The 21,595-nt window shown below is 73.7% G+C and carries 19 protein-coding genes; 6 read left to right on the forward strand and 13 right to left on the reverse strand.

What is annotated here, in order from left to right; translation table 11 throughout:
* Positions 1-100 precede the first annotated feature (100 nt).
* From RAN62_RS35195 to RAN62_RS35210, 4 genes are read right to left on the reverse strand one after another with little or no spacing between them, the layout of a single operon-like run.
* Entirely contained in the window at positions 101-697 is a 597-nt protein-coding gene (locus RAN62_RS35195) for a GTP-binding protein (protein ID WP_305789173.1), read from the reverse strand.
* Positions 678-1,064, reverse strand: a complete 387-nt coding sequence (locus tag RAN62_RS35200) for a DUF742 domain-containing protein (protein WP_305789174.1) — start codon at positions 1,062-1,064, stop codon at positions 678-680. Before RAN62_RS35200 ends, RAN62_RS35195 begins: the two co-directional genes overlap by 20 nt.
* Entirely contained in the window at positions 1,054-1,470 is a 417-nt protein-coding gene (locus RAN62_RS35205; RefSeq protein ID WP_305789175.1) for a roadblock/LC7 domain-containing protein, read from the reverse strand. The genes RAN62_RS35200 and RAN62_RS35205 overlap by 11 nt, the downstream gene beginning before the upstream one ends.
* On the reverse strand, positions 1,471-4,608 hold the full coding sequence (locus RAN62_RS35210) for a sensor histidine kinase (protein WP_305789176.1): 3,138 nt from the start codon (positions 4,606-4,608) through the stop codon (positions 1,471-1,473).
* Positions 4,609-4,929: 321 nt separating this feature from the next.
* On the opposite strand from RAN62_RS35210, the gene RAN62_RS35215 reads away from it, so the two are divergent.
* Both RAN62_RS35215 and RAN62_RS35220 read left to right on the forward strand, forming a co-directional pair.
* Positions 4,930-5,574 (forward strand): hypothetical protein, encoded by a 645-nt coding sequence (locus RAN62_RS35215; protein ID WP_305789177.1) that lies wholly within the window; start codon positions 4,930-4,932, stop codon positions 5,572-5,574.
* Between the two features lie 11 nt (positions 5,575-5,585).
* Complete coding sequence (locus RAN62_RS35220; protein WP_305789178.1) at positions 5,586-6,785, forward strand: hypothetical protein; 1,200 nt, start codon at positions 5,586-5,588, stop codon at positions 6,783-6,785.
* Between the two features lie 73 nt (positions 6,786-6,858).
* Here the strand turns inward: RAN62_RS35220 and RAN62_RS35225 are convergent, their stop codons facing one another.
* Positions 6,859-7,341: a hypothetical protein gene (locus RAN62_RS35225; protein ID WP_305789179.1), complete on the reverse strand. Its 483-nt coding sequence runs from the start codon at positions 7,339-7,341 to the stop codon at positions 6,859-6,861.
* Positions 7,342-7,564: 223 nt separating this feature from the next.
* On the reverse strand, positions 7,565-9,535 hold the full coding sequence (locus tag RAN62_RS35230) for a M48 family metalloprotease (RefSeq protein WP_305789180.1): 1,971 nt from the start codon (positions 9,533-9,535) through the stop codon (positions 7,565-7,567).
* Between the two features lie 176 nt (positions 9,536-9,711).
* Here RAN62_RS35230 and RAN62_RS35235 point away from each other — a divergent pair, with 176 nt between their 5' ends.
* A complete protein-coding gene (locus tag RAN62_RS35235; RefSeq protein ID WP_305789181.1) occupies positions 9,712-10,926 on the forward strand; it encodes a cytochrome P450 in 1,215 nt (404 codons plus the stop codon).
* On the opposite strand, the gene RAN62_RS35240 is transcribed toward RAN62_RS35235, so the two are convergent.
* The 4 genes from RAN62_RS35240 to RAN62_RS35255 all read right to left on the reverse strand — a co-directional run bounded on the left by RAN62_RS35240 (position 10,923) and on the right by RAN62_RS35255 (position 16,779).
* Positions 10,923-12,386 (reverse strand): beta-N-acetylhexosaminidase, encoded by a 1,464-nt coding sequence (locus tag RAN62_RS35240; protein ID WP_305789182.1) that lies wholly within the window; start codon positions 12,384-12,386, stop codon positions 10,923-10,925. The genes RAN62_RS35235 and RAN62_RS35240 overlap by 4 nt on opposite strands.
* Positions 12,387-12,566: 180 nt before the next feature.
* Complete coding sequence (locus tag RAN62_RS35245) at positions 12,567-15,125, reverse strand: lipopolysaccharide biosynthesis protein (protein WP_305789183.1); 2,559 nt, start codon at positions 15,123-15,125, stop codon at positions 12,567-12,569.
* An 80-nt stretch (positions 15,126-15,205) separates the two neighbouring features.
* On the reverse strand, positions 15,206-15,712 hold the full coding sequence (locus RAN62_RS35250; RefSeq protein WP_305789184.1) for a GrpB family protein: 507 nt from the start codon (positions 15,710-15,712) through the stop codon (positions 15,206-15,208).
* Positions 15,709-16,779: a magnesium and cobalt transport protein CorA gene (locus RAN62_RS35255; RefSeq protein WP_305789277.1), complete on the reverse strand. Its 1,071-nt coding sequence runs from the start codon at positions 16,777-16,779 to the stop codon at positions 15,709-15,711. Before RAN62_RS35255 ends, RAN62_RS35250 begins: the two co-directional genes overlap by 4 nt.
* A 78-nt stretch (positions 16,780-16,857) precedes the next feature.
* Here RAN62_RS35255 and RAN62_RS35260 point away from each other — a divergent pair, with 78 nt between their 5' ends.
* Positions 16,858-17,910 carry a helix-turn-helix transcriptional regulator gene (locus tag RAN62_RS35260; RefSeq protein ID WP_498371884.1) on the forward strand — a complete coding sequence of 351 codons (1,053 nt, stop codon included), beginning with the start codon at positions 16,858-16,860 and terminating at the stop codon, positions 17,908-17,910.
* A 43-nt stretch (positions 17,911-17,953) separates the two neighbouring features.
* Here RAN62_RS35260 and RAN62_RS35265 read toward each other — a convergent pair whose 3' ends face one another.
* Together RAN62_RS35265 and RAN62_RS35270 are read right to left on the reverse strand one after the other, a co-directional pair.
* Positions 17,954-18,463, reverse strand: a complete 510-nt coding sequence (locus RAN62_RS35265) for a GNAT family N-acetyltransferase (RefSeq protein WP_305789185.1) — start codon at positions 18,461-18,463, stop codon at positions 17,954-17,956.
* A gap of 22 nt (positions 18,464-18,485) precedes the next feature.
* Positions 18,486-19,280 (reverse strand): ATP-binding protein, encoded by a 795-nt coding sequence (locus RAN62_RS35270; protein WP_305789186.1) that lies wholly within the window; start codon positions 19,278-19,280, stop codon positions 18,486-18,488.
* A 128-nt stretch (positions 19,281-19,408) separates the two neighbouring features.
* Here RAN62_RS35270 and RAN62_RS35275 point away from each other — a divergent pair, with 128 nt between their 5' ends.
* Both RAN62_RS35275 and RAN62_RS35280 read left to right on the forward strand, forming a co-directional pair.
* Positions 19,409-20,155 (forward strand): ArsR/SmtB family transcription factor, encoded by a 747-nt coding sequence (locus RAN62_RS35275; protein WP_305789187.1) that lies wholly within the window; start codon positions 19,409-19,411, stop codon positions 20,153-20,155.
* Positions 20,152-20,994, forward strand: a complete 843-nt coding sequence (locus RAN62_RS35280) for an LLM class flavin-dependent oxidoreductase (RefSeq protein ID WP_305789188.1) — start codon at positions 20,152-20,154, stop codon at positions 20,992-20,994. The genes RAN62_RS35275 and RAN62_RS35280 overlap by 4 nt, the downstream gene beginning before the upstream one ends.
* A 24-nt stretch (positions 20,995-21,018) precedes the next feature.
* Here RAN62_RS35280 and RAN62_RS35285 read toward each other — a convergent pair whose 3' ends face one another.
* Entirely contained in the window at positions 21,019-21,561 is a 543-nt protein-coding gene (locus RAN62_RS35285) for a GNAT family N-acetyltransferase (RefSeq protein WP_305789189.1), read from the reverse strand.
* Positions 21,562-21,595: the final 34 nt, after the last annotated feature.

The raw sequence follows: 21,595 nt of genomic DNA on the forward strand, positions 1-21,595 counted from the left end.
CGCCCCGGCGCTGCCCGGCCGCACCCCGCGGCCGTCGGCCGGTCAGGCGTGGCGCGCGGGTCAGCAGCCGTTGGACCCGTCGGCCGGTGTGGCGCGCGGGTCAGCGGCGGCCGGCGCCGGACAGCTGGCGGCGGGCGACGTACTCGACGAGCTCGATCAGGACGTCGCGGGCCGCCGCCGGGTTGCGGGCGTCGAACTCGACGACGGGCACGTCGGGGTCCAGGTCGAGGGCCCGGCCGATCGCCTCGCCGCCGAAGCGCCGCTCGTCGAAGCAGTTGACCGCGACCACGAAGGGCGTGCCGCGCTGCTCGAAATAGTCGATGCTCGGGAAGCAGTCGGCCAGCCGGCGGGTGTCCGCCAGCACCACCGCGCCCAGCGCGCCCTGCGACAGCTCGTCCCAGAGGAACCAGAAGCGGTCCTGCCCCGGCGTGCCGAAGAGATAGAGCTGCAGGTCGTCGGTGATCGTGATGCGACCGAAGTCCATCGTCACCGTCGTCGTGCTCTTGCCCTCGACCCCGGAGATGTCGTCGGCCCCGTCGGCGCCGGTGAGGATCTCCTCGGTCTGCAGCGGCTTGATCTCGCTGACCGAGCCGACCATGGTGGTCTTGCCCGCACCGAAGCCGCCGGCGATGAGGATCTTGAGCGCGACCGGGATCCGGGAGCGCGCGCCGTCGCGGTCAGAGCGCACGGAGGCCATTGACAACCGCCTTGAGTACGTCGACGTCATGCGGCTGGGAGGCCGCGGGGGGCTCGTAGAGCGAGATGAGGCCCGCAGAGCGTAGATCACCGAGCAGGACTCGCACGACCCCGATCGACAAGTCCAGTTTGGAGGCTAGTTCCACAACGGACGTGGGCTCCCACGCCGCGCCGACGAGCGCGTGATGTTCCGGCTGGAGGGCCGGGGGCAGCGGACCGTCGGGGATGGTGGCCACCACGAACGCCAGCAGGTCGAAGTCGGTGCCGGCGGGCGCCACCCGGCCCTGGGTCATCGCGTACGGCCGGACCACCGGACCCGCGTCGTGATCCAGCCAGTCGTGCGGCGCACGCCTCGGGTCAGCCGGCATCGGTGGCGGACAGCCGGTCGGGGGCGTCCATCGTCTGGCCCACCCGGGTGACGAGCATGGCCATCTCGTACGCCACCAGGCCGAGATCCGCGTCGCTGTCCGCCAGCACGGCCAGGCAGGCGCCCAGCCCCGCCGCCGTGACCAGCAGGAACGCCTCTTCCATCTCGACCACGGTCTGGCGCACCGGGCCGGCCTGGAAGTGGCGGCTGGCGCCCTTCGCGAGGCTCTGGAAGCCGGCGGCCATGGCGGACAGGTGCTCGGCGTCCTCCCGGCTCATGGCGGCCGAGGCGCCCATGAGCAGCCCGTCGGCGGAGAGCACCACCGCCTGCTGCGCCTCCGGCACCCGCTCGACGAGGTCGTCGAGGAGCCAGGTCAGGTTGGCGCTCTGGTTCGTCGTCTGTGCCACTTATGCGTCCTTCTCCGGCCGTTGGTCCTGGTGCTGCTCGTCGGGCGTGCCGCCGGTCCCGGCCGTGTCCACGGCCGGGAAGGTGACGGTAGCTGCCTCCGACCACGACGGCTGCCCTGTCGTCTGTTCTTTGTCAGTTGCGCCGGGCCGGTCGTCCCCCGCCCCGGTGGAATCCTCACTACCCGCATTGACGCGCTTACTATCCGCCGCGCCGGTTGTTCCGGATCCGGGCTCGCCGGTCGCTCGCTTGCTCCTCCGCGACGCACCGCCCGGGCCGCCGAGCCCCGCGGCCTCCCGCCGGCCCCGGGTGGTGCCCTGCTGCAGCGCGCTCATCAGGCTCCGGACCTGCTCCGGCGACCGGGTCGCCGGCGCCTCGGCGGGCTCGACGAACGGGGCGCGCAGCTGCGGGGCCAGACTCGCCTGACGCACCCTACGCGGCAGGAGCCGCTCGTCCGCGGTCGGGACGCCGTCGTCCGGCTGTCCACTCACGACACCAGGCGTCTCCGGCGTCGCTTCGATCACCTCGATCGCCTCTGCGGGCGGCGCTTCGACCGGCGGGCTGAGGTCGGCCGGCGCGACGTCCATCGGCTCGAAGGCCGGGGCCGCGGGCTCGAAGGCCAGGGGCGCGGGCGAGATCGGCGCCGGGCCACGCTGGGCCGGGATCCGGGGAATGCCGCCGGTCGCCGAAGCCGCCCCCGACGGCCAGTCGACGTCAAGACCGTCGCCGAACGGCAGGTCCGGCGCCTCCTGAGGCTGAGCCGCGGCGGGCGGGGCGCTCGAGACAGGCGGGGCGCTCGGGACTGGCGGGGTGAGGCCGGTGGGCGACGTCAGGTTGGGGGGCAGCTGCGCCGGGGGCTCGGCCGGGCTGCCCGGGCGGCGGCGGGGCGCGGTGCGGCGGCGCTGGACCAGGCCGTCCTCGCTCAGGCCGTCGAGGACCGTGCTCGGGGTGGGACCCGTGATGCCCCGGTCGTCGGCGGCCTCCCCGGGGCGGGCGAGCGCGGCGCCGTTGAGGTGGGCACTCTCCTGTGCGGACCCGTTGACCGGCGCGCCGTTGACCCGGGCCGGTGCGGCGTCGGCCGCGGAGGAACCGGCCCGCGCGGGAGTGGAGTCACCGGACTGGCCGGCACCGGCCCAAGGGATCGAGTTGTCGCCGCCGGACGGCTCAGGGGCGGGCGATGCGGCGGGCGACGGGGCGGTCAGGCCGGGCACGGCGCGCCCACCCGGGCCGGGCGGGGCCGCGGTCACCAGCTCGGTGGGAATGAGCACGGTCGCGGTGATGCCGCCGTAGGAGCTGGGGCGCAGCGCCACCCGCAGCCCCTGCCGAGCGGCGAGCTGGGCGACGACGAAGAGGCCGAGGCGGGCGCTGTCGGCGGGGTCGAAGTCCGGCGGCTCGAGCAGCTTGCGGTTGGCCTCGTCGATGGCGTCGGGCGACATGCCCAGGCCGCGGTCCTCGATCTCGATCGCGTAGCCCTGCGGCGCCACCTGACCCGCGACCTGCACCCGGGTGGTGGGCGGCGAGAAGGAGGCGGCGTTCTCCAGCAGCTCGGCGATGAGATGGATGACGTCGCCGACGGCGCGGCCGAGCACGGCGACCGGCTGGATCGTGGCGATGTCGATCCGCTTGTAGTCCTCGACCTCGCTGATCGCGCCGCGGACGACGTCGATCATCGGCACCGGGTTGCGCCAGCCCCGCCCGGGCGCCGCCCCGGCCAGGATGACCAGGTCCTCGGCGTGCCGCCGCATGCGGGTGGCGAGGTGGTCGACGCGATAGAGGTCCTCGAGCTCGTCGGGCCCGGTCTCGCGGCGCTCCATCTTGTCGAGCAGCGAGAGCTGGCGGTGCAGCAGGGTCTGGCTGCGCCGGGCGATGTTGAGGAACACGTCGTTGATGCCCCGGCGGACGTCGGCCTCCTCGACGGCGGAGCGGACGGCCGTGCGCTGCACCTCGGTGAAGGCCTGGCCGAGCTGGCCGATCTCGTCCTGCCCGTACTCCAGCGGCGGGGTCTCGGCGTCGACGTCCACCGACTCGCCGCGCTGCAGCCGGCGCACCACCCCGGGCAGCCGGTCTTCGGCCATCGCCAGCGCCTCCCCGCGCAGCCGCACCAGGCGCCCGACGATGGACCGGCCGATCCGGACCGACACGATCACCGAGATCACGACGGCGAGCAGGCCGAGCAGGCCGGCCGCGGCCAGGCGCAGCAGCACCTCGACGGCGTAGGGCCGGGACGCGGCGGCGAGCGAGTCGATCGCGTTGATCTCGAAGGTGCGCTGCTGCTGGACCGTGGCGTCGTACGCCTGCTGCCAGGCGGTCTCGGGCACCGGCACCGCGGCCCCGGCCCGGGCCGTGCTGACCAGCTCGTCCTGCAGCTCGCGCAGCCGGGTGGCGGCCGCGCTGGTGGTCAGCTGCTGATAGGCCGCCCGGTCCGCGGCGGGCAGCTCGGTGGCGCCCTCGGCGAGCAGGAAGCGGGACGTGGCGATGGCCGCGAAGATGTCGCCCCGGGTCTCGGCATTGAGCCGGCCCGCCTGATAGCCGGCGGCCAGCAGGGAGTCGACCCGGCTCAGGTGCTCGCGGCTCTGGCCCACCGCCGACAGGCCGCGGATCTGCCGGTCGACCTCCTCCGCCCCGAAGCCGGCCGTGGCCGAGAACGTGCGGAAGCAACTGTCCACGATGCCGTTGAAGTAGTTCTGCGCGCCGACCAGGTCGAGATCGCGCCGGTCGATGTGCTGCCGGGCCGTCGTGAGGCTCTCGAGGTCGGTGCGGACCTGGGCGAGCTGGCGCCGGCCGGCGTCGCCGACCGCGCGGGTGACGTCGGAGCCGGTGGCCGTGCGCAGGAAACCGGCCACGGCCTGGTCGGTGGTGGCGCGCTGCGTGGCGAGGTCGGCCGCGGCGGCGTCGGCGGCGGCCGCGGTGCGAGGCGTGGCCAGCAGGACGACCGAGAGGCGCCGCTCCCGCTGCAGCTCGGCGACCATGATCTCGCCGGGGTCGCCGACCTTGTCGACGAGCCGCTGGGCGGACAGGAGGCTCAAAGCCGGCCCGGCGGTCAGCACGGTGGCGAAGGCCCACAGTGCCAGCAGCGCCGTGAGCGGCACCGCGGACAACGCGATGATCTTCGCACGGATCGACCTACTGCGGCTTGGCATGAGACTCCGCCCGGAGGGATGCAGGACAAAGCGCACGCCGCCGGGGTGGCCCGGTCCGGTCACCACCGTCGATGAGCTGCGCACGCCCCCGCGAGGATACGTAACGGGGGCGATCGCGACCAGGCTTCACGTGCAGGCAATTCTGTCGATTGTCGGCAATGTCCGTACCGTCACCAGTCGGTCACGCGACAGTGCGCACTTGCGCGCGGGCAGTTGCCCTGGCAGGAAGCGCCCGCGCGACGCTTTTCGACCGGCCGGCCGGAACCGGATTGACGAGGCCCGGTGGGTGGGAATACGGCAGGGGGAAGAAGGAGGAGACCGATGTCCCCCACAGCCGTGATCATTCTTGTCCTCGTCGTCCTCATCGTGGCCGGCGTGATCGCCTACAGCGTCCGTTCCGGTCGCCGCAAGCGCCTCCAGAAGACCTTCGGACCCGAGTACGACCGGGTGGTCGGCGACGCCGGCAGCCGCTCGGCCGGCGAGCAGGAGCTGCTGGACCGCGAGAAGCGGCACGCCGAGCTGGAGCTCAAGCCGCTGTCGGCCGAGTCCAAGGCCCGCTACTCCGTCGCCTGGGAAGAGGTGCAGATCCAGTTCGTGGACGCGCCCGAGGAGGCCGTCTCCACCGCCGACGAGCTGGTCACGCGGCTGATCGCCGAGCGCGGCTACCCGACCGGCGACTACGACGACCAGCTGGCCACGCTCTCGGTGCGGCACGCGAAGACCCTCGAGCACTACCGCGACGCCCACGCGATCAGCGAGCGCAGTAAGGCCGGCAACGCCGACACCGAGGACCTGCGCCAGGCGCTCGTCCACTACCGCGCGCTCTTCGCGGACCTGCTCGGGGAGAATCCCGTACGCACCGAGGGCGCCGTCGCTCCGGACAGCGAGCCGAAGGTTCCCTCGCAGACAATCAACAACCACGACAACGACGTCGCGGACACCCGTCCCGACGCCGCGAGCCGCTGAGGAGTCCGACGATGCGCTTCTTCTCCAACGACGCCCGCGAGTCCACCGACGACCGGGAGCCGGACGACGCCCGGGACACCGCCGACGACCGTACCGAGCGGATCCAGTCCGAGCCGGTGGCCGTGCCGGGCCAGCGCCCGCCCTCCCCCTGGGCGACGCCCGCCGACGACCGCCGCGACAACGTCCAGGCCGAGGCCGCGCCGGCCTACGACGACGACCCCGACCGTACGCAGTACCAGCCGACCGGCTACGGCGCGGTCCCCGTCGCCGCCGCGGTGTCCGCGCGTGACCAGGAGACGGCCACCCACGCCGACACAGCTCCCGTCGACACCCCGCCCGTCGTCACCCCCGTGGGCACCGTCGACTCCCCCACTCCGGACAACACCACGACCTACCCGGGCCCGAGCGACCCCGAGGCGCACCGCGACGAGGTCGTCGACGTGCCGCTGGACGACCAGGGCACCTTCGACGACCCGAAGGTCGCCGACGAGACGCAGCGGATCGACACCGCCGCGACGCCCGATGACCGGACCGCCGATGACCGGATCGGCGAGCCGGCGCTGAAGGACGACGGCGGCTTCGACGACCCGCAGGCGGTCGACCCGGCCACCGACAAACCGCTGCGTGACAGCGACAGCGACAACGACAGCGACGACACGGCCGGCCGCTCCGAGCACCACCACCTCGAGGCGCTCGACGCCCGGCCCGGCGACGACAAGCCCGGCACCGAGGCCCCCGCCCAGGACGAGCCGATCGCCGAGCCGATCGTCGCCGCAGCCGTCCCCGTCGCCGCCGTGGCCACCACCCCCGGCGCCACGCCGTCAGCCACCACGCCCGGCGCCACGCCGACAGCCACCACGCCCGGCGCCAACACGCCCGGCGCGTCCGCGACGGACGAGACCGGATCCGCGACGGGAAAGGCCACGACCGTGACCGAGAAGACCGGGTCCGCGCCGGAGCAGGCGTTCTTCGCCGAGGGTGACGTGCACGGCTTCCAGGAGCGGTGGCGCGAGGTGCAGCTGCGCTTCGTCGACAGCCCGAAGGAGGCCGCCGACGAGGCCGCCAAGCTGGTCGACGAGGCGGTCGACAAGCTCACCGCCAGCCTGCGCTCGCACAAGGACGAGCTGGCCGGCGAGCACGACGACACCGAGGCCCTGCGCGTGCAGCTGCGCGGTTACCGGGACATCCTCAACCGGATCCTGGGGCTCTGAAGAAGCGACCGGCACGAACCCGGCGCGGGGAGACCTTGACGGTTTCCCCGCGCTTGCGCGTGTCCGAAGGTGTCTAGAGCTCGGATCCCACCGTGGCGGCCGGCTCGGTCACCGTCGGGTCCGTCGGCTCGGGCTCCACGGACGGGCTGACGTCTGTCGGATCCGGGGCCGGCTCGCTCGTCGACTCCGTCGGCGGGAAGCTCGGCTCCTCCGTCTCCTCGGGTGCCGGCGAGCTGCTCGGCGCGGCCGGCGCCGCGCTGGTCTCCGATGTGGACGGCGACGGTGCGGTCGTGGCCGGGCGCGAGCGCTCGGGGCGGACGCGCTGCGGCTCCGGGTCCGTGGTGGTCGTGGTGCCGCGCACCGGGACCGGATCGGCCGGAACCTCGCCCGCGCCGGTGCCGCCCTGCGGGGTGAGCACGTCGTTCTGCTTCACCGTGACGGCGGGCGGCCGCCCGGGGGTGACCGTCGACTCGCCGAACTGGGCGCCGAGCCACAACGCCGGTCCGAGACCGACCGCGACGAGCGCCCCGAAGAGCGCCAGGGGTCCTCGTTCCATCAGCGCCCCCTCCCCCCGGTCCTGACCCGATGATTGCCTGCTCACCTGGGTCTGCTCTACCCATTTACGCGAACGGCAATCGAATCCCCCGTGGTGTCAGTGTGACGTCGCGGGCGGCGGCGGACGCCGACCAGTCGGGCATGCGACCGCGCCACCGGGGAACACGGACAGGGCGGCCCGCCGGTTCAACGCCGGGCCGTGTCCTAAGGGGACGGATCAGCTGTCAGCGGGTGCTGGCGAGGAACGTCACCGCGTTGTCGAGGGCGGCCCACCCGCCGGGCAGCTCGTCGCTGTCGAGCGCCGCGCGGACGGTGAGCGTGCTGCCGCTGCGCAGGTCGAGGGACCAGCTGCGGCGGCGGAGCTGGGTGGCGGTGGCCACGTCGGCATAGGCCACGAAGCGCGTCTCGGTCTCGCGGTGGGCCGGGTCGGCCGCGGCGATCCGGGCCAGGCGCCGCTTGGCCGAGCCGTTCTGCGAGCGGGGCAGCCCGGGAACCAGCACCAGCCCGGTGTCGACGATGAGCAGGTCGGTGCGGGCGCCGTCGACGACCAGATTGACCACGCCGCCGACGACCTCGGGGCGGGCCGCCGGGGTGTCCGCCCCCGGCGCGGCGGCGACGTCGATGCCCCGCTCGGCGAGGCGGGCCCGGGCGTCGGCGGCGGTGGCCGGCGCCACGGCGGCCGCGGCGAGGCTGGCGAGGTCGAGGTGCGAGCCGTCGGCGCCGACCAGCTCGGCCGTGCCCGTCCAGCTGTGCCGCCAGCGGGCCGCGCCGCTGTGCAGGGCCGCGAGGGCGAGCAGCAGCGTGACCAGCTCGGTGACGCGCCGCCCGGTCTCCTCCGCGGTCTGGCCCGGGAAGACGGTCTCGGTGACCGGCCCCAGCTTGTCGTCCTCGGCCAGCTTGAGCACGTCGGCGGCGGTGGCGAGGGGGCTGCCGGCCGCGCGGGAGAGGGCGGCGAGGGCGGCGTCGGCCTCACGCTGCATCTCCGCGGTGCGCGCGGCGCCGAAGAACTCGTCCCAGCCGACCCGGGTGCGCCCCTGCGCCGGATAGGCGACCTGCTGCAGCGCGCGGCCGAGCCCCGGCAGGTCGGGGATCAGCGCCGGCTGCGTCTCGGAGGCGGCCGGCGGCGCGTCACCCTCCGGAGCGGGCGGCGGACTGTCGCCCTCCGAGGCGGGCGACTCGGAACCGGCGGCAGGAGCCTCCGCCGAAGGAGAGCCGGCGGCAGTCTTGGCCGGGGCCGCGGACGAGACCGCTGCCGTCGCGGGGACGGGCGCGGGCGCGATGGCGGCCAGGGCCGTCAGGCGCTCCCGGCGCGGCGGGTGGGTGTCCCAGCTGGAGGGCTCGGCCGGCTCGCGCGAGCGGACCAGCGCGATCTCGTCGGCCCGCGCCGCCAGCACCCGGAGGAAGCCGCCGAACACGTCGTCGGGCACGTGGCCGGCCTGCCAGCCCGGCCCGAGGTATTCGGCGTGGAAGACGCGGTGCACGGCGTCGAGCGCGGGCAGGTCGCGCAGCACGGCGGCGGCGGCCTCGGGCCCCGCGAACTCGGCGGCGATGCGGTCGGCCTGCAGCTCCTGGGCCCGGCTGAACGGGGCGTCGACGCGCCGGTAGAACTTGGCGTAGGCCCGCAGGAGCGGTCCCGCCGGGTTGCGCCGGGAGATGCGCGGGACGACCCGGCCGACGGCGGTGCGGCCGCGCCAGGCCAGCGGGGCGAGGCGGCCCAGCCGCGGGGAGAAGTGGCCGAGCTCGTGGGCGGCGACCGCGCGCAGGTGCGCGGCGTCCCAGGCCTGAAGCAGGGGCAGGCCGAGATAGAAGTCGCGGCGGCCGCCGGCGAGGCCGAGCAAGCGGGTGCGCTCGATGAGCTTGGCCACGGCGTCGGCGACGATCGTCACCCGATCGGGGGCCCGGGTGCCGGCGGCCGCGGCGGCGCCGTCGAGCAGGGCCCACAGCTCGGGGGCGTCCTGCCGGGTGACGGGGATGCCGACCGGCTCGGGGCGCCGGGTGTGCAGGGCGCGCCAGGTGGCATAGGCCATGACCCCCACCGTGGCGATGCAGACGGGCAGGCCGAGACGCAGCACGGCGCCCCGGGGCAGCGTCGACAGGACCAGCATCACGGGCACGACGACCAGCGCAAGCTGCACTGCCGCCGCGGCCAGGAACCCGGCCAGCGCGGCGGTCGAAGCCCACACCAACTTCTGCACGCGGCCAGCCTAGGCGGCGGGTCCGACACCGCGCGGAGCGCCTACCCCTGGCGGCCGGCCCGCGTACGGCGCTGACCAGCGGAGATCAGGGACGGCCGGGCCACCGAAATTTAAGGAAGATTTTCGCCGGCCGGGCGCGGGCGTTTCGGTGTCCCGCCAGCGGGGATCCTTCGGCCATGGCCCTTCTCGACCAGACCGCGCTCGCGGCGATCAAGGGATACGCCTGGCTGCCCGACCTGCGCCGCGCCGCCGGCGGCCGCCCGGTGCATCTGCGGGCGATGGGACAGCCGGCCGTCGCCCTGTGCGGGACCGACGCGACCCGGTTCTTCTACGCCGAGGGCAACCTCGAGCGGCACACGGCCCTGCCGGCGCTGGTGGTGAGCACGCTCTTCGGCCGCGGCGCCGTGCACACCCTCGACGGCGACGCCCACCGGGTGCGCAAGGCGCTGTTCACGTCGCTGCTGCTCGGCGACGGCATCGCCGAGGCGGCCAAGCTCACCGGCGAGGCGTTCGACCAGGCCGCGGACTCGTGGCGCGGCGCCGGCCCGGTGGTCCTCTTCGAGGAGGTGGCCAAGGTCATCGCCCGGGGCATGACGCGCTGGACCGGCGTACCCGTGGCGGACGACGAGATTGACGGCCTGGCGGCGGATCTCGTCGCGATGGTGGACGGCTTCGCGACCGTCGGCCCGCGCTATGCCCGGGCCCTGGTCGCCCGCCGCCGGCGCGAGCAGTGGCTGGCCGCTCTGATCGACCGGGTACGCGACAACCAGCTCGACGCCCCCGCCGAGGCCCCGTTCACCCAGGTCGCCCTGTTCGCCGACGAGCGCGGCGAACTCGACGCCCGGACCGCCGCCGTCGAGCTGCTCAACATCATCCGTCCCGCCACGGCCGTCACGTGGTTCGCCGCGTACGCCGCGCACGCCCTCGACCGGCACCCGCAGCACGTGACGCCGTTGCGCGCGGGCGACGACGAGTTCACCACGGCGTTCGTGCACGAGGTGCGCCGCTTCTACCCCTTCGCGCCGTTCCTGGGCGGCCGGGCCACCCGCGACCTGACCTTCGACGGCGCTCAGATCGCCCGGGGCACCCTGGTGCTGCTCGACGTCTACGGGCAGAACCACGACCCGGCGCTGTGGGCCGACCCGTACGACTTCCGCCCCGCGCGCTTCCTGGACCGGCAGCCCGGCGAGTTCGACCTCATCCCGCAGGGCGGCGGCGACCCGCGTACGGGCCACCGCTGCCCCGGCGAGAAGATGACGATCGCCCTGCTCGGCACGCTGGCGCAACGGCTCGCCGCGCTCGACTACTACGTGCCGCCGCAGGACCTCTCGATCAACCTGAGCCGCATCCCCGCCAAGGTGAAGAGCGGCTTCGAGATCGGCGTGCTCTAAGCCCAGTCGATCTCCGGGGCGGGGTGGAAGGCCACGCCCCGGTGGCGCCAGCGGGGGCCGAGGCCGGCGAGACGGCGGCGGAAGGACTCCCAGTCCCGGGCCGCGCGCGGCGACCAGGCGATCTCGGCCACGGCGGGGAGCCGCGGAAACGCCATGACCTGGGCGTCGGCCAGGCTGCGCAGGGTCTCCGACCACAGCGGCGCGGCCACGCCGAGCAGGTCGGACTCCCCCACGCCGGGGAGCCGGTCGGCCGGGTCCCACGAGTACGCCCGCTCGACGCTCACCGTGCCCGCCCAGTCCAGCCCCAGCGGGGTGTCCGCGGCGTACTTCATGTCGAGGTACGACCGGTCGGCCGGCGACATGATGACCTTGTTGCCCCGGGCCGCGGCGCCGGCCGTGCCCGCGTCGGTGGCCTCGATCCGCCAGTACTGGGTGACGGCGTCCGGCGGCAGCTCGACGGCGGCCATCTCGTGCCAGCCGACGGGCCGCTTGCCCGTGGCCGCCACCAGTGGCAGCACCCGTTCGATGAAGGTCCGGTAGTCCTCGGCCGTGGTGGCCTGCGCCTCGTCGCCGCCGATGTGCAGGTAGGGCCCGGGGGTCAGCGCGGCGACCTCGCGGAGCACGTCGGCCACGAAGGCGTACGTCTCCTCCTTGCCGGCCACCAGCGAGCTGTAGCCGACCTCGAGGTCCGTACGCGGCTCCGGCGCGATGCCGTCGGCGGTCAGCTCCGGATACGCGACCTGCGCGGCGTTGACGTGCCCGGGCATGTCGATCTCGGGCACGACGGTGACGAAGCGCTCGGCGGCGTACGCGACGATGTCGGCGTACTGGTCCTTGGTGTAGAAGCCGGGACCGGCCCCGTCGACGCCCGTGCCCGCGCCGCCGCTGATCGCCGTGAGCTTGGGCCAGCTGTCGATCTCGAGGCGCCAGCCCTGGTCGTCGGTCAGGTGCAGGTGCAGGTGGTTGACCTTGAAGGGCACGACCTGATCGAGGTACGCCTTGACCTCCGCGACCGTGAAGAAGTGCCGCGCCACGTCGAGCATGACGCCGCGGTAGCCGAAGCGCGGCCGGTCCTCGATCACGCCGCCGGGCACCGTCCAGGCGACGTCCTGGGGCGTGCCGGCCTCGATCTCGGCGGGCAACAGCTGGCGCAGTGTCTGGACGGCATAGAACAGCCCGGCCGGGTCGCCGCCGGTCAGCTCGACGCCGCCGGTCGACACCTCCAGCCGGTACGCCTCCGGGCCGAGCGCCGCGTCGAGACGCAACCTGATCGCGCCGTCGTCGCTGCGCGGCAGGACGTGTCCGGTGGCCGGGCGCAGGGCCGCGAGCAGGTGCTCCGCCACCTTTTCCGTGCCGGGGGCGGCGCTGACGGACGTATAGGAATCAAGGGTCCAGGACACGGCCGGGGCGGGCCGCACCGAGGCCGGGACGGGAATCACATCGCCGAGAGCTTTCGTCACGACGTTAACTCTAAACGCTCTTTCCAGTTTCCCGGAGCCGCGCCGGGTCATGGAAGGGCCGGGTCGTGAAAGGGGGCCGCGCGGGCGGCAGGCGGCCGCGCCGCATCCCGGAAGGGGGCCGCGCGCGACCGGCAGGGGGGCGGCCGGCCGCGCGCGGACCCGGTCAAGGAATGGCCGGCATCAGTGACGAGCGGCCAGGATCAGCGCCGCCGGGTCGGTGAGGACCAGCTCGAGCGCCCGGGCGATGACCGCCGGGTCGTAGGTCGAGGCGTGGAACATCGCCTCGAGGTGCAGCGTCCCGTTCATCTCCGACGTGGTCAGCGTGATGCCGTCGTTGCAGGTCGCGGTGGGCACGCTCTGGTTGATCCGGGCGCCCGGGCCGACCGCCCACGGCAGGTCGGCGAGCAGATCGTGCCGGCCCTGGTTGCTGAAGGTCAGCCGCGGCCGCGGAGCCACCGGCGCCGCCGCCGGGTAGGGATCGGGGAAGCCCGGCGCCCCGGTGACCAGCATCTTGCCCTCGCGCAGCACGATCATCGACAGGATCCGGCCGGTGGCCAGCTCCGCCTTGAGCGACTTGTGGATCTCGCGCGGGTCGGTCAGGTCGGCCGGGTAGAGGTACGGGCCCATGCAGAAGTTGCTGTCGATCCGCACGTCCTGGCCCAGATAGCGGCGGGCGTCGGCGAGGAAGATACCGCCCCGCAGATCGGGGTCCAGGCCCAGGTCCCGCAGCGCCGCCGTGAACGCCGCGAACGTGATCGCCGACGTCGTGACGCCGGGGGCGTGCTGGTCGCGCCACGTGCGCATGCGCCCCAGCACGTCGCCCGAGCGGGCGGTCACCACGGTCAGGTTCGGAGCCCACGGGCGCGTCTCCGCCGGCAGCTCGGCGGGCGGCCGGGCGAAGACGAGACCCTGCTTCCAGGTGCCCGGCTTGGTGCCGAACTGCTTCCACCATGCCTTCGGCAGCGCCCACCGGTGCCGCACCGAGGGCTCGATCACCGCCGCGCGTTCCTCGCCGGCGGCGCGGACCAGCTCGCGCAGCAGCACGTTCACGGGACCGGCGTCCCCGTACGCGTGGGCGACCTTCATCGCGACGTAGCCGCCGCCGGCCAGGATGCGCACCGGATGGTGGCCCATCGGCTCCGCCTGCAGCTCGCGGGTCATCGCGTCGAAGTCGACCGGTCCGGGCCCGAGGTCGGTCACCGCCTCCTCGGCGTACGCCGCGAAGGCCGCCGCGTCCATGTGCAGCCAGCGCGCGTTCTTGCGGTCGAGGCGCGACACCGCCCGGTGCGACGGGTCCGTGGCGTGCAGGCCGATCAGGGCGTTGCGCAGCCTGTACGCGGTCACCCCGGTCAGCGGGCCGACGGTCCGGATGTACTCGAGCGGCAGCCACGCGCGCTCGCGCAGCGTCAGGCTCGTGGACGACACGATGTTGTCTCCTTCGGGGGGTGGGCCGGCGAACACGACGCGCAGCACGGTCGGGGCGACCAGCACGGTCTCGGCGGCCATCACGATCGCGACCCAGGTGACCAGGTCGGTGAGGTCGCCGCGGCTGCCCCCGTACCAGGCGGCGACGAGCTCGGCGACCCCGGCGAAGACCGAGAAGATGCCGGCCCCGCGGACCGTGCCCTGGACCCGGGAGATCGCCAGGAAGAAATGGTGGAAGACGAACGGGACGTAGGTCAGCGCCAGGATCGCGAGCGCCGTGCCGGCCGTCTCCGCGTACGCGGCGCCGAAGAGCGACATGATCGGCTTGGCGGCGACCAGCACGACGAGCGATGCCGGCAGGCCGATGCCGAGGCAGAGCGCCAGGCCGACGCGTACCTTCGCGCGCAGTGCCGCCCTGTCCCCGCTGGCCACCGCGAAGAGTGTCAGCGCGACGTTGCCCGGAACCATGGCCAGGAACGACGTGACCATGAAGGCGGTGTAGAAGGACGCGTTGGCCTCCGCCGACAGCACGGCGGTGACCACCAGGGGCAGGGCCGCGCGGGGCAGGTAGGTCGCCAAGTTGAGCAGGTTGTGGTCGAAGGTGGCCCGGCCCCGGCCGCGCAGCACCGAGACGCGCGGGCGCAGCGAGTCGATCATGCCCCGGCGGCGCAGCGCCCGGCCCAGGACGGCGACCGAGGCAACCATGCCGGCCACCCAGGTGAGCAGCAGGACGCCGCCGTTCAGCGTGATCGGCAGCAGCGCGAGCAGGCCGAGCAGGACCAGCTTGACGACCGAGAACCACGCGTTGCGCATCAGCTGCAGCGGGCCCTGGAGCAGGCCGACCAGCGCCTCGTCGAGCACCAGCGTCATGGCGTTGAGCGCGATGCCCACGACCAGCAGGACGGTGGCGGGCGTGCTGCCCAGCGCGTCGCGCAGCCCGGGCATCGCCCAGTGGGCCAGGCCGACGTAGAGCAGGCCGCCCACGGTCGCGGCCGAGCCGGCGACCACCAGACACGTGGAGATGAGCTGCCACTTGGGCGTGCGCAGGGCGCCGAGGTCCGAGATGAGCATCGTGCCCATGCCGAACATGCCGATCGTGCCGATCAGGGTCATCGCGGACACCGCGGCCGACGCCTGGCCCACGGCCTCCGGCGACGCCGCGCGCGCGGCCACCCACCAGTACGCGAACCCGAACAGCGACGTCAGCGCGGTCGTCGCCATGAGCGAGCCGGCGTTCAGGAACAGGTCCAGGTGCCCGCGCAGGCGGGCGACGAGCCCGTACCGGCTCGGCACCTCGGTCACCATGGTTTCCACGGGACCAAAGGTAGTCACGCAGAGTATTGACCTGCTACTTCCGTCCGGTCTGGACCCATGATCCGAAAGGGGGAGGGGTGCTATTCCTCCCAGACCGGGACCGAGGGAAGTCCCAGCTCAGCCCGGGCGGCATCGGTGATTTCCTGGACGAAAGCCGTCTTCCCCCGGGTATAGGCCGCGCCCGGGCCGAAACGCTCCATCAGCTCACTCTTCAACGCTGCGTAACGGGTGCAGGCATCGGGGTGGGCGAGCAGATAGTCGCGGAAGAGCCGCTCGTTGCGGACGGCCCAGCCCTCGAGCGGCACCACGTGCAGGTGGAAGGCCAGGCTGTCGTAGTTTTCCCGCTTGAACCAGAGCCGGTCCGGCATCGTGGCGGGCTGCAGCCGATAGCCGAAGGTCTCCAGCCGGTCGTCGTTGACGTCGTCCAGATCCTCGTGCGCGGCCATCAGGTCGATGATCGGCTTGGCCGGCAACCCGGGCACGGCGGTGCTGCCGATGTGCTCGACCGCCCGGAAGTACGGCGCGAGCACCTTGCACTCCTGCCGGCCGAGCTCGGCCCAGCGCTCGTCCGGCTCGGTGATCGTCACAGCCAGCCCACCTTCTTGAATCTCCGGTGCAGGAGGACCGCCGTGAGGGCCATGACCGCGAGCACGACGTAGTAGCCGTACTTCCAGCCCAGCTCGGGCATGGTCGCGAAGTTCATGCCGTAGACGCCGGCGATGCCCGTCTGCGCCGCGGCGATGGCCGCCCACGAGGCGATCTTCCGCATGTCGTTGTTCTGATCCACGGACACCTGCGCGAGCCGGGCCTGCAGGATCGAGTTGAGCAGGTCGTCGAAGGCGGCGACCCGGTCCACGGCCCGCACGAGACGGCCCCGCACGTCCACAAGGTACGGATGCAACGCTACCGGAACCACCCCGCGGTCGAGGAGCCGCTGCAGTGGCTCCCCGAGCGGCAGCACCGCCCGCTTGAACTCGACCAGCTCCCGCTTGAGCTGATAGATGTGCGCGATGTCCATCCGCCGGCCGGGGGCGAAGACGGTCTCCTCGACGTGCTCCAGATCCCGCTCGACCTCGGCGGCGACCTCGAGATAGAGGTCGACCATCCGGTCGCACACGGCGTGGGCCACGGCCCACGGGCCCTCCGCGAGCAGCTGCGGACGGGCTTCGAGCTGCGCGCGTACGGCCCGCAGCGCCCCCGCCGCGCCGTGCCGCACCGTGATCACGAAGTTCTCCCCGACGAGCACGGTCACGTCGCCGGTGTCGACGACCTCCGAGTCGGCGGTCAGCTCCTCGTGCTCGACATAGCGCGCGGTCCGCAGCACCAGCCGGGTCACCTCGCCGACGATCTCCGCCCCGGGCCGGTGGCCGCCGGTCGTCGCCTGCTCGGCGGTCAGCTCGTGCAGCCCGAAAGCCTGGGCGACCGCGGCCATGGTGCGCTCGTCGGGCTCGTGCAGCCCGAGCCACACGAAGGAGCCCCGGCGTCGGCGGGCCGTCCGGGCCGCGTCGGCGAAGTGCAGGCTCCCGGGCCGCCGGTCGCCGCCCTGGTAGACGGCACAGTCCACGACCGCGCCGGGGTTGCTCCGCCGCTGCTCGGGGACGTGCGGCGCGGGCCGGGTCAAGCCCTCGACGAGACGGGCCAGGGCCCGCGGCATTCTCACGCCGGTAGCTTATTCGGGGTCACTTTCTGACCGCTATTCGTGTGACCGTAGGGGTATGGCATCGCGCCGTCGATGACTTGGGCGCCATGCCCGCCGGAGCGGAGCGGAGGCCATGTCACAGTGAACACCAGCGGACGGATGCTGCGGCTGCTGTCGCTGCTGCAGACCCATCGGTACTGGCCCGGCACCGAGCTGGCGGACCGGCTCGAGGTGAGCCCGCGCACCCTGCGGCGTGACATCGACCGGCTGCGCGAGCTGGGCTATCCGGTCGACGCGGCGCGCGGGGTCGCCGGCGGCTACCAGCTCCGGGCCGGCACGGCGGTGCCCCCGCTGCTGCTCGACGACGACGAGGCGGTCGCCATCGCGGTCGGGCTGCGGTCGGCGGCGGCCGGTGGGGCGGCGGGCTTCGAGGAGACCTCCGTACGCGCCCTGGCCAAGGTGATCCAGCTGCTCCCGCCCCGATTGCGCCGCCGGGTCGACGCCCTCCGCGCGGTCACCACCCCGGCCGGCCCCGGCGGCGGCCCGGTGCTCGACCCGGCGGTGCTGACCACGATCGCGCTGGCCTGCCGGGGCGAGGAGCGGCTCCGCTTCGCCTATGCCCCGCGCCCGCCGGCCGACCCCGCTGCCCGCCACGTCGAGCCGCACCGCCTCGTCTGCCTGGGCCGCCGCTGGTATCTGATCGCCTGGGACCTCGATCGCGGCGACTGGCGCAGCTTCCGTGTCGACCGCCTCACCGCGCCCCGGCCGACCGGCGCCCGCTTCCGCCCGCGCGAGCTGCCCGGCGGCGACCCGGCCGCGTGGCTGCGGGAGCGCCTCAGCGACGCCCGCGCCCGCTATGACGTCTCGATCGTGCTGACCACTGACGCGGCCCGGGTGCGCGCCTTCGTCGGCCAGTGGGGCAAGGTCGAGGAGCTGCCCGCCGGCCGCTGCCGCCTGCGCATGGGCGTCGACGACCTGGGCTGGCCGGTGATGGTGCTCGGCGCCCTCGGCGCGGACTTCACCGTCGAGAGCCCGCCCGAGCTGCTCGACCGGGCGCGCGAAGCAGGGCGAACCCTGCTCCGCGGCGCGGAGTATCGGCGCCCCCGTGGCGTCGATCCCGCCCAGAAACCTAGCGGGACCCTCTGACATTTTTCGGCGGCCGCCTCCACAGTGGCCGGAGCTGCGCCGCTCAGCTGAGCGGCTTGAGCATGCGCCAGGAGTAGACCTCCTCGTCCTCGCGCGCACCGAAGGCGCGCCGGCGCTCGACCGCCTCGAAGCCCTTCGCGCGATAGAACGGGATGCCCTTGGTGTTGCCGTCCAGCACGGAGACCCACATCTGGGTGGCGCCGGCCGCGGCCACTTGCTCGATCACCCGGTCGAGCAGGAGCGTGCCGAGCCCGCGGCGCAGGTGGTCCGGGTCGAGGTAGATGACGAAGAGCTCGCCGGTGCCGGGCGCGGTGATTCCCCCGCCCGCGGCGCCGAGCACCCGGCCGTCCTCCTCTGCGACCTGGTAGCCGAGCCAGTGCGGCGGCGCGGCGCCGACCTCGGTGCGGACCCTCGCGGGCTGGTAGAACTCGGCGACGACCCGGTCGATGTACTCCGGCGTCAGCAGCTCGGGGTAGGTCGCCCGGTAGCCGCGCGTGCACACGTCACAGATCGCGTCGACATCGGCGGCGGTGGCCGCCCGGACGATGGCCATGGGCGTCAGGCTAGCGGAAGGGTCACCAGGCGCGGGAGCGTCCGTTCCGGTCCCGGACGGTCGCCCAGACCAGCTTGCCGCCCGCCGTGGGGATCGCGCCCCAGGCGACCGAGTCGGCGTGGACCACCCGCAGCCCCTGCCCGCGCTCGTCCAGCGGCTCGCCGTCGCGCACCGGGGCCAGCGCGCGGATCCGGGGCAGGGTCGGGTCCTGGTCCCACACGCTGAGGTGCAGCAGGTCGCCGCGCCGGGAGACGGACACGGCCATGTCCGTACGGGCGTGCTCGACCGCGTTGCTGACCAGCTCGGACATGACCGCGCGGCCGGGGTGCAGCAGCGCGGGCAGGCTCCACTTGTGGCAGGCGCCGCCGACGAGGTTGCGCGCGAGGCTGGCGGAGAAGGGCGAGCACTCCAGCCGTTGCCGGACGACGTGGGTGAACCGGCCGCCGCATGCCGTGCGCGCCTGTTCCGCCCCGGCGTGCACGCCGAGCCCGGCGCGGTCGAGGGCGGTGGTGAGCGCGGTGCCGGGCGAGGAGCAGAGCACGAAGCGGGTGGGCGGTTCGGTCGCGCCCGCCGCCTCCGCGGCCTTCACCCACACGGGTACGGACACCGCGCCGCCGTCGTCGAGCCCGGTCACGTCGACGACCACTCCCGCCGGCCGCTCGGCGAGGCACTGGCGCACGACCGTGGCGACCGCCGGGCCGGTGGTGTCGGTCCACGGGCCGCGTACGGCGATGTCGATGACCGACCCGTCGGTGTCGGCGCTGACCGTGATGCTGTCGTCCCCGGTATCGATCAGATACGGAGGTTGTTCCTCCATGGCACGGCCTCCCCGCCGTCGAGTCCTCCGGAGTCTTGGATGCACATCGTCATTGGTCAACGGCCTGTCACCCCATCGGGGGACACCGGGCGTTGACATGTAGGTGATTGCCTGCATAACGTACCGGGGTGGACGAGGTGTTCAAGGCGCTCGCCGACCCCACCCGGCGGCACCTGCTCGACCTGCTGCACCGCCGCGCCGGCCAGACCCTCGGCGAGCTGTGCGAGCAGTTGCCCATGACCCGGCAGTCGGCGACGCAGCACCTGGGCGTACTGGAGGCCGCCAACCTGATCAGCACGGTCCGCCGCGGCCGGGAGAAGCTGCACTACCTCAACCCGGTGCCGCTGCACGAGGTGCAGGAGCGGTGGATCGACAAGTTCGAGCAGCCCCGGCTGCGCGTCCTGAGCGCGGTCAAGCAACGAGCGGAGGCAGACGTGAGCGACCGGCCGACCTACGTCTACACGACCTACATCGAGAGCACGCCCGAGAAGGTGTGGCACGCCCTCACCGACGCGGACCTCACCGCGGACTTCTGGGGCCACGCCAACGTGTCCGACTGGCAGCCCGGCTCGCGCTGGGAGCACCGGCGCACCGACGGCTCGGGCATCGCCGACGTGACCGGCACGGTGATCGAGGCCGTTCCGCCCCGGCGGCTCGTCACCGAGTGGGACGGCGAGCCCGAGCCCTCCCGCGTGACCTTCGACATCCAGGCGTACCACGAGATCGTCCGGGTCACGGTGACCCACGAGAACCTGCCCGGGCGGCCCGAGCTGGAGCAGGTCTCGCTCGGCTGGCCCGCCGTGCTCTCGAATCTCAAGACTCTGCTCGAGACGGGGCGGACATTGTCACAGGCACCGTGGACGATGGACCTGTGACGAATCTTGGCGCCATCTTCCTGCCCTCCAACCCGCCCGAGCAGCTGCTCGAGGTCGCCCGGGTCGCCGACCGCTCCGGCCTCGACCAGCTGTGGCTCTGGGAGGACTCCTTCCTCAACAGTGGCATCGCGGCGGCCGCGGCGGCGCTCGGGGCCACCGAGCGGCTCAAGGTGGGCATCGGCCTCATGCCGGTCCCGTTCCGCAACGTCGCGCTGACCGCGATGGAGATCGCGACCCTGCACCGCATCTTCGGCGAGCGCTCGATGCCCGGCGTCGGGCACGGCGTCCAGGAGTGGATGGGTCAGGTCGGCGCGCGGGCGGCCTCGCCGCTGACGCTGCTGCGCGAGCACCTCACGGCCCTGCGGGCGCTGCTCGCCGGCGAGGAGGTCACCGTCGACGGCCGCTACGTGAAGCTCGACAAGGTGAAGCTGGATTGGCCGTCCACCCCGGCGGCACGGGTCTGGGTCGGCGCGACCGGCGTCAAGACCCGGGCGATCGCGGGCGAGCTGGGCGACGGCACGATCCTGGAGGGCGGCACGCCGCCCGAGGGCGTGCGCACCGCGATCGAGCAGATCAACCCGGGCCCGGGCCACGACATCGTGGCCTTCGTCCCGGCGGCGACCGGTCCGGGCGCCGACGAGAGCCTGGCGCGGCTGCAGGAGAAGTACGGCGCCGCGTGGCCCGGCCTCTCCGGCGACGCGAAGGCGATCGCCGAGGGCGTGGCCGCCTTCGCCGCGGCCGGCGCGACGACCGTCGTCCTGCAGCCGACGGGTGAGGAGGAGTCGCCCGAGAGCTTCGTGCGGTTCGTGGCCGAGGAGGTCCGCCCGCTCGTCGCCTGATCGTGCGCCCGGCGCGGCCGCACCCTAGACGGTGCGGCCGCGCACGTGGTCGACGAAGTGGGTCTCGCCCACGCGGAAGGGCTTCGTGCCGATCAGCTCGAAGCCGTGCTTGGCGTAGAAGCGCGCCGCCCGCTCGTTGCGGTCGTTCACCCCGAGCCAGCAGTAGGCCGCCCCGGCCGCCCCGGCCGCGGTGAGCGTGGCCGCCATCAGCGTGGCCGCGACTCCCGACCCGTGACTGCCCGCCAGCACATAGAACTTGCTCAGCTCGATCAGCGGCACCTCGCCCGCCGCCCGGCCGAGGACGGCCACCAGCTCCGGGTCCCGCACCGGACCGCCGACCAGCATCGAATAGCCCACGGGCGAGTCGTCCTCCTCCGCCACCGTCAGCACCCGCAGCGGGTCGGCGAGATAGCCGGTGAAGGCTTCCACCGAGAGGTTCAGCGCGATGAACGCGTCGATGTCGCTCTGCGGCAGGCCGGGCGGCGTGGCCAGCCCGAAGGTCCGGGCGGCGAGATCGTGCAGGGGCTTGGCGTCGTCGGCGCCCGCCCGCCGGAGGGTGATCGGCATGGACCGAGCCTAGGCGGTGCGGCCGAGCGACCCT

The sequence above is a fragment of the Symbioplanes lichenis genome (assembly GCF_030709675.1).
Taxonomy (GTDB): Bacteria; Actinomycetota; Actinomycetes; order Mycobacteriales; family Micromonosporaceae; genus Actinoplanes; species Actinoplanes lichenis.

Coding starts and splice junctions, on each gene's coding strand:
- RAN62_RS35255 (WP_305789277.1), bottom strand. CDS start 16,779: ATGCCGCGGGCCCTGGCCCGTCTCGTCGAGGGCTTGACCCGGCCCGCG.
- RAN62_RS35265 (WP_305789185.1), bottom strand. CDS start 18,463: ATGGCCATCGTCCGGGCGGCCACCGCCGCCGATGTCGACGCGATCTGT.
- RAN62_RS35285 (WP_305789189.1), bottom strand. CDS start 21,561: ATGCCGATCACCCTCCGGCGGGCGGGCGCCGACGACGCCAAGCCCCTG.
- RAN62_RS35210 (WP_305789176.1), bottom strand. CDS start 4,608: ATGCCAAGCCGCAGTAGGTCGATCCGTGCGAAGATCATCGCGTTGTCC.
- RAN62_RS35270 (WP_305789186.1), bottom strand. CDS start 19,280: ATGGAGGAACAACCTCCGTATCTGATCGATACCGGGGACGACAGCATC.
- RAN62_RS35225 (WP_305789179.1), bottom strand. CDS start 7,341: ATGGAACGAGGACCCCTGGCGCTCTTCGGGGCGCTCGTCGCGGTCGGT.
- RAN62_RS35195 (WP_305789173.1), bottom strand. CDS start 697: ATGGCCTCCGTGCGCTCTGACCGCGACGGCGCGCGCTCCCGGATCCCG.
- RAN62_RS35215 (WP_305789177.1), top strand. CDS start 4,930: ATGTCCCCCACAGCCGTGATCATTCTTGTCCTCGTCGTCCTCATCGTG.
- RAN62_RS35260 (WP_498371884.1), top strand. CDS start 16,858: ATGACTTGGGCGCCATGCCCGCCGGAGCGGAGCGGAGGCCATGTCACA.
- RAN62_RS35220 (WP_305789178.1), top strand. CDS start 5,586: ATGCGCTTCTTCTCCAACGACGCCCGCGAGTCCACCGACGACCGGGAG.
- RAN62_RS35235 (WP_305789181.1), top strand. CDS start 9,712: ATGGCCCTTCTCGACCAGACCGCGCTCGCGGCGATCAAGGGATACGCC.
- RAN62_RS35200 (WP_305789174.1), bottom strand. CDS start 1,064: ATGCCGGCTGACCCGAGGCGTGCGCCGCACGACTGGCTGGATCACGAC.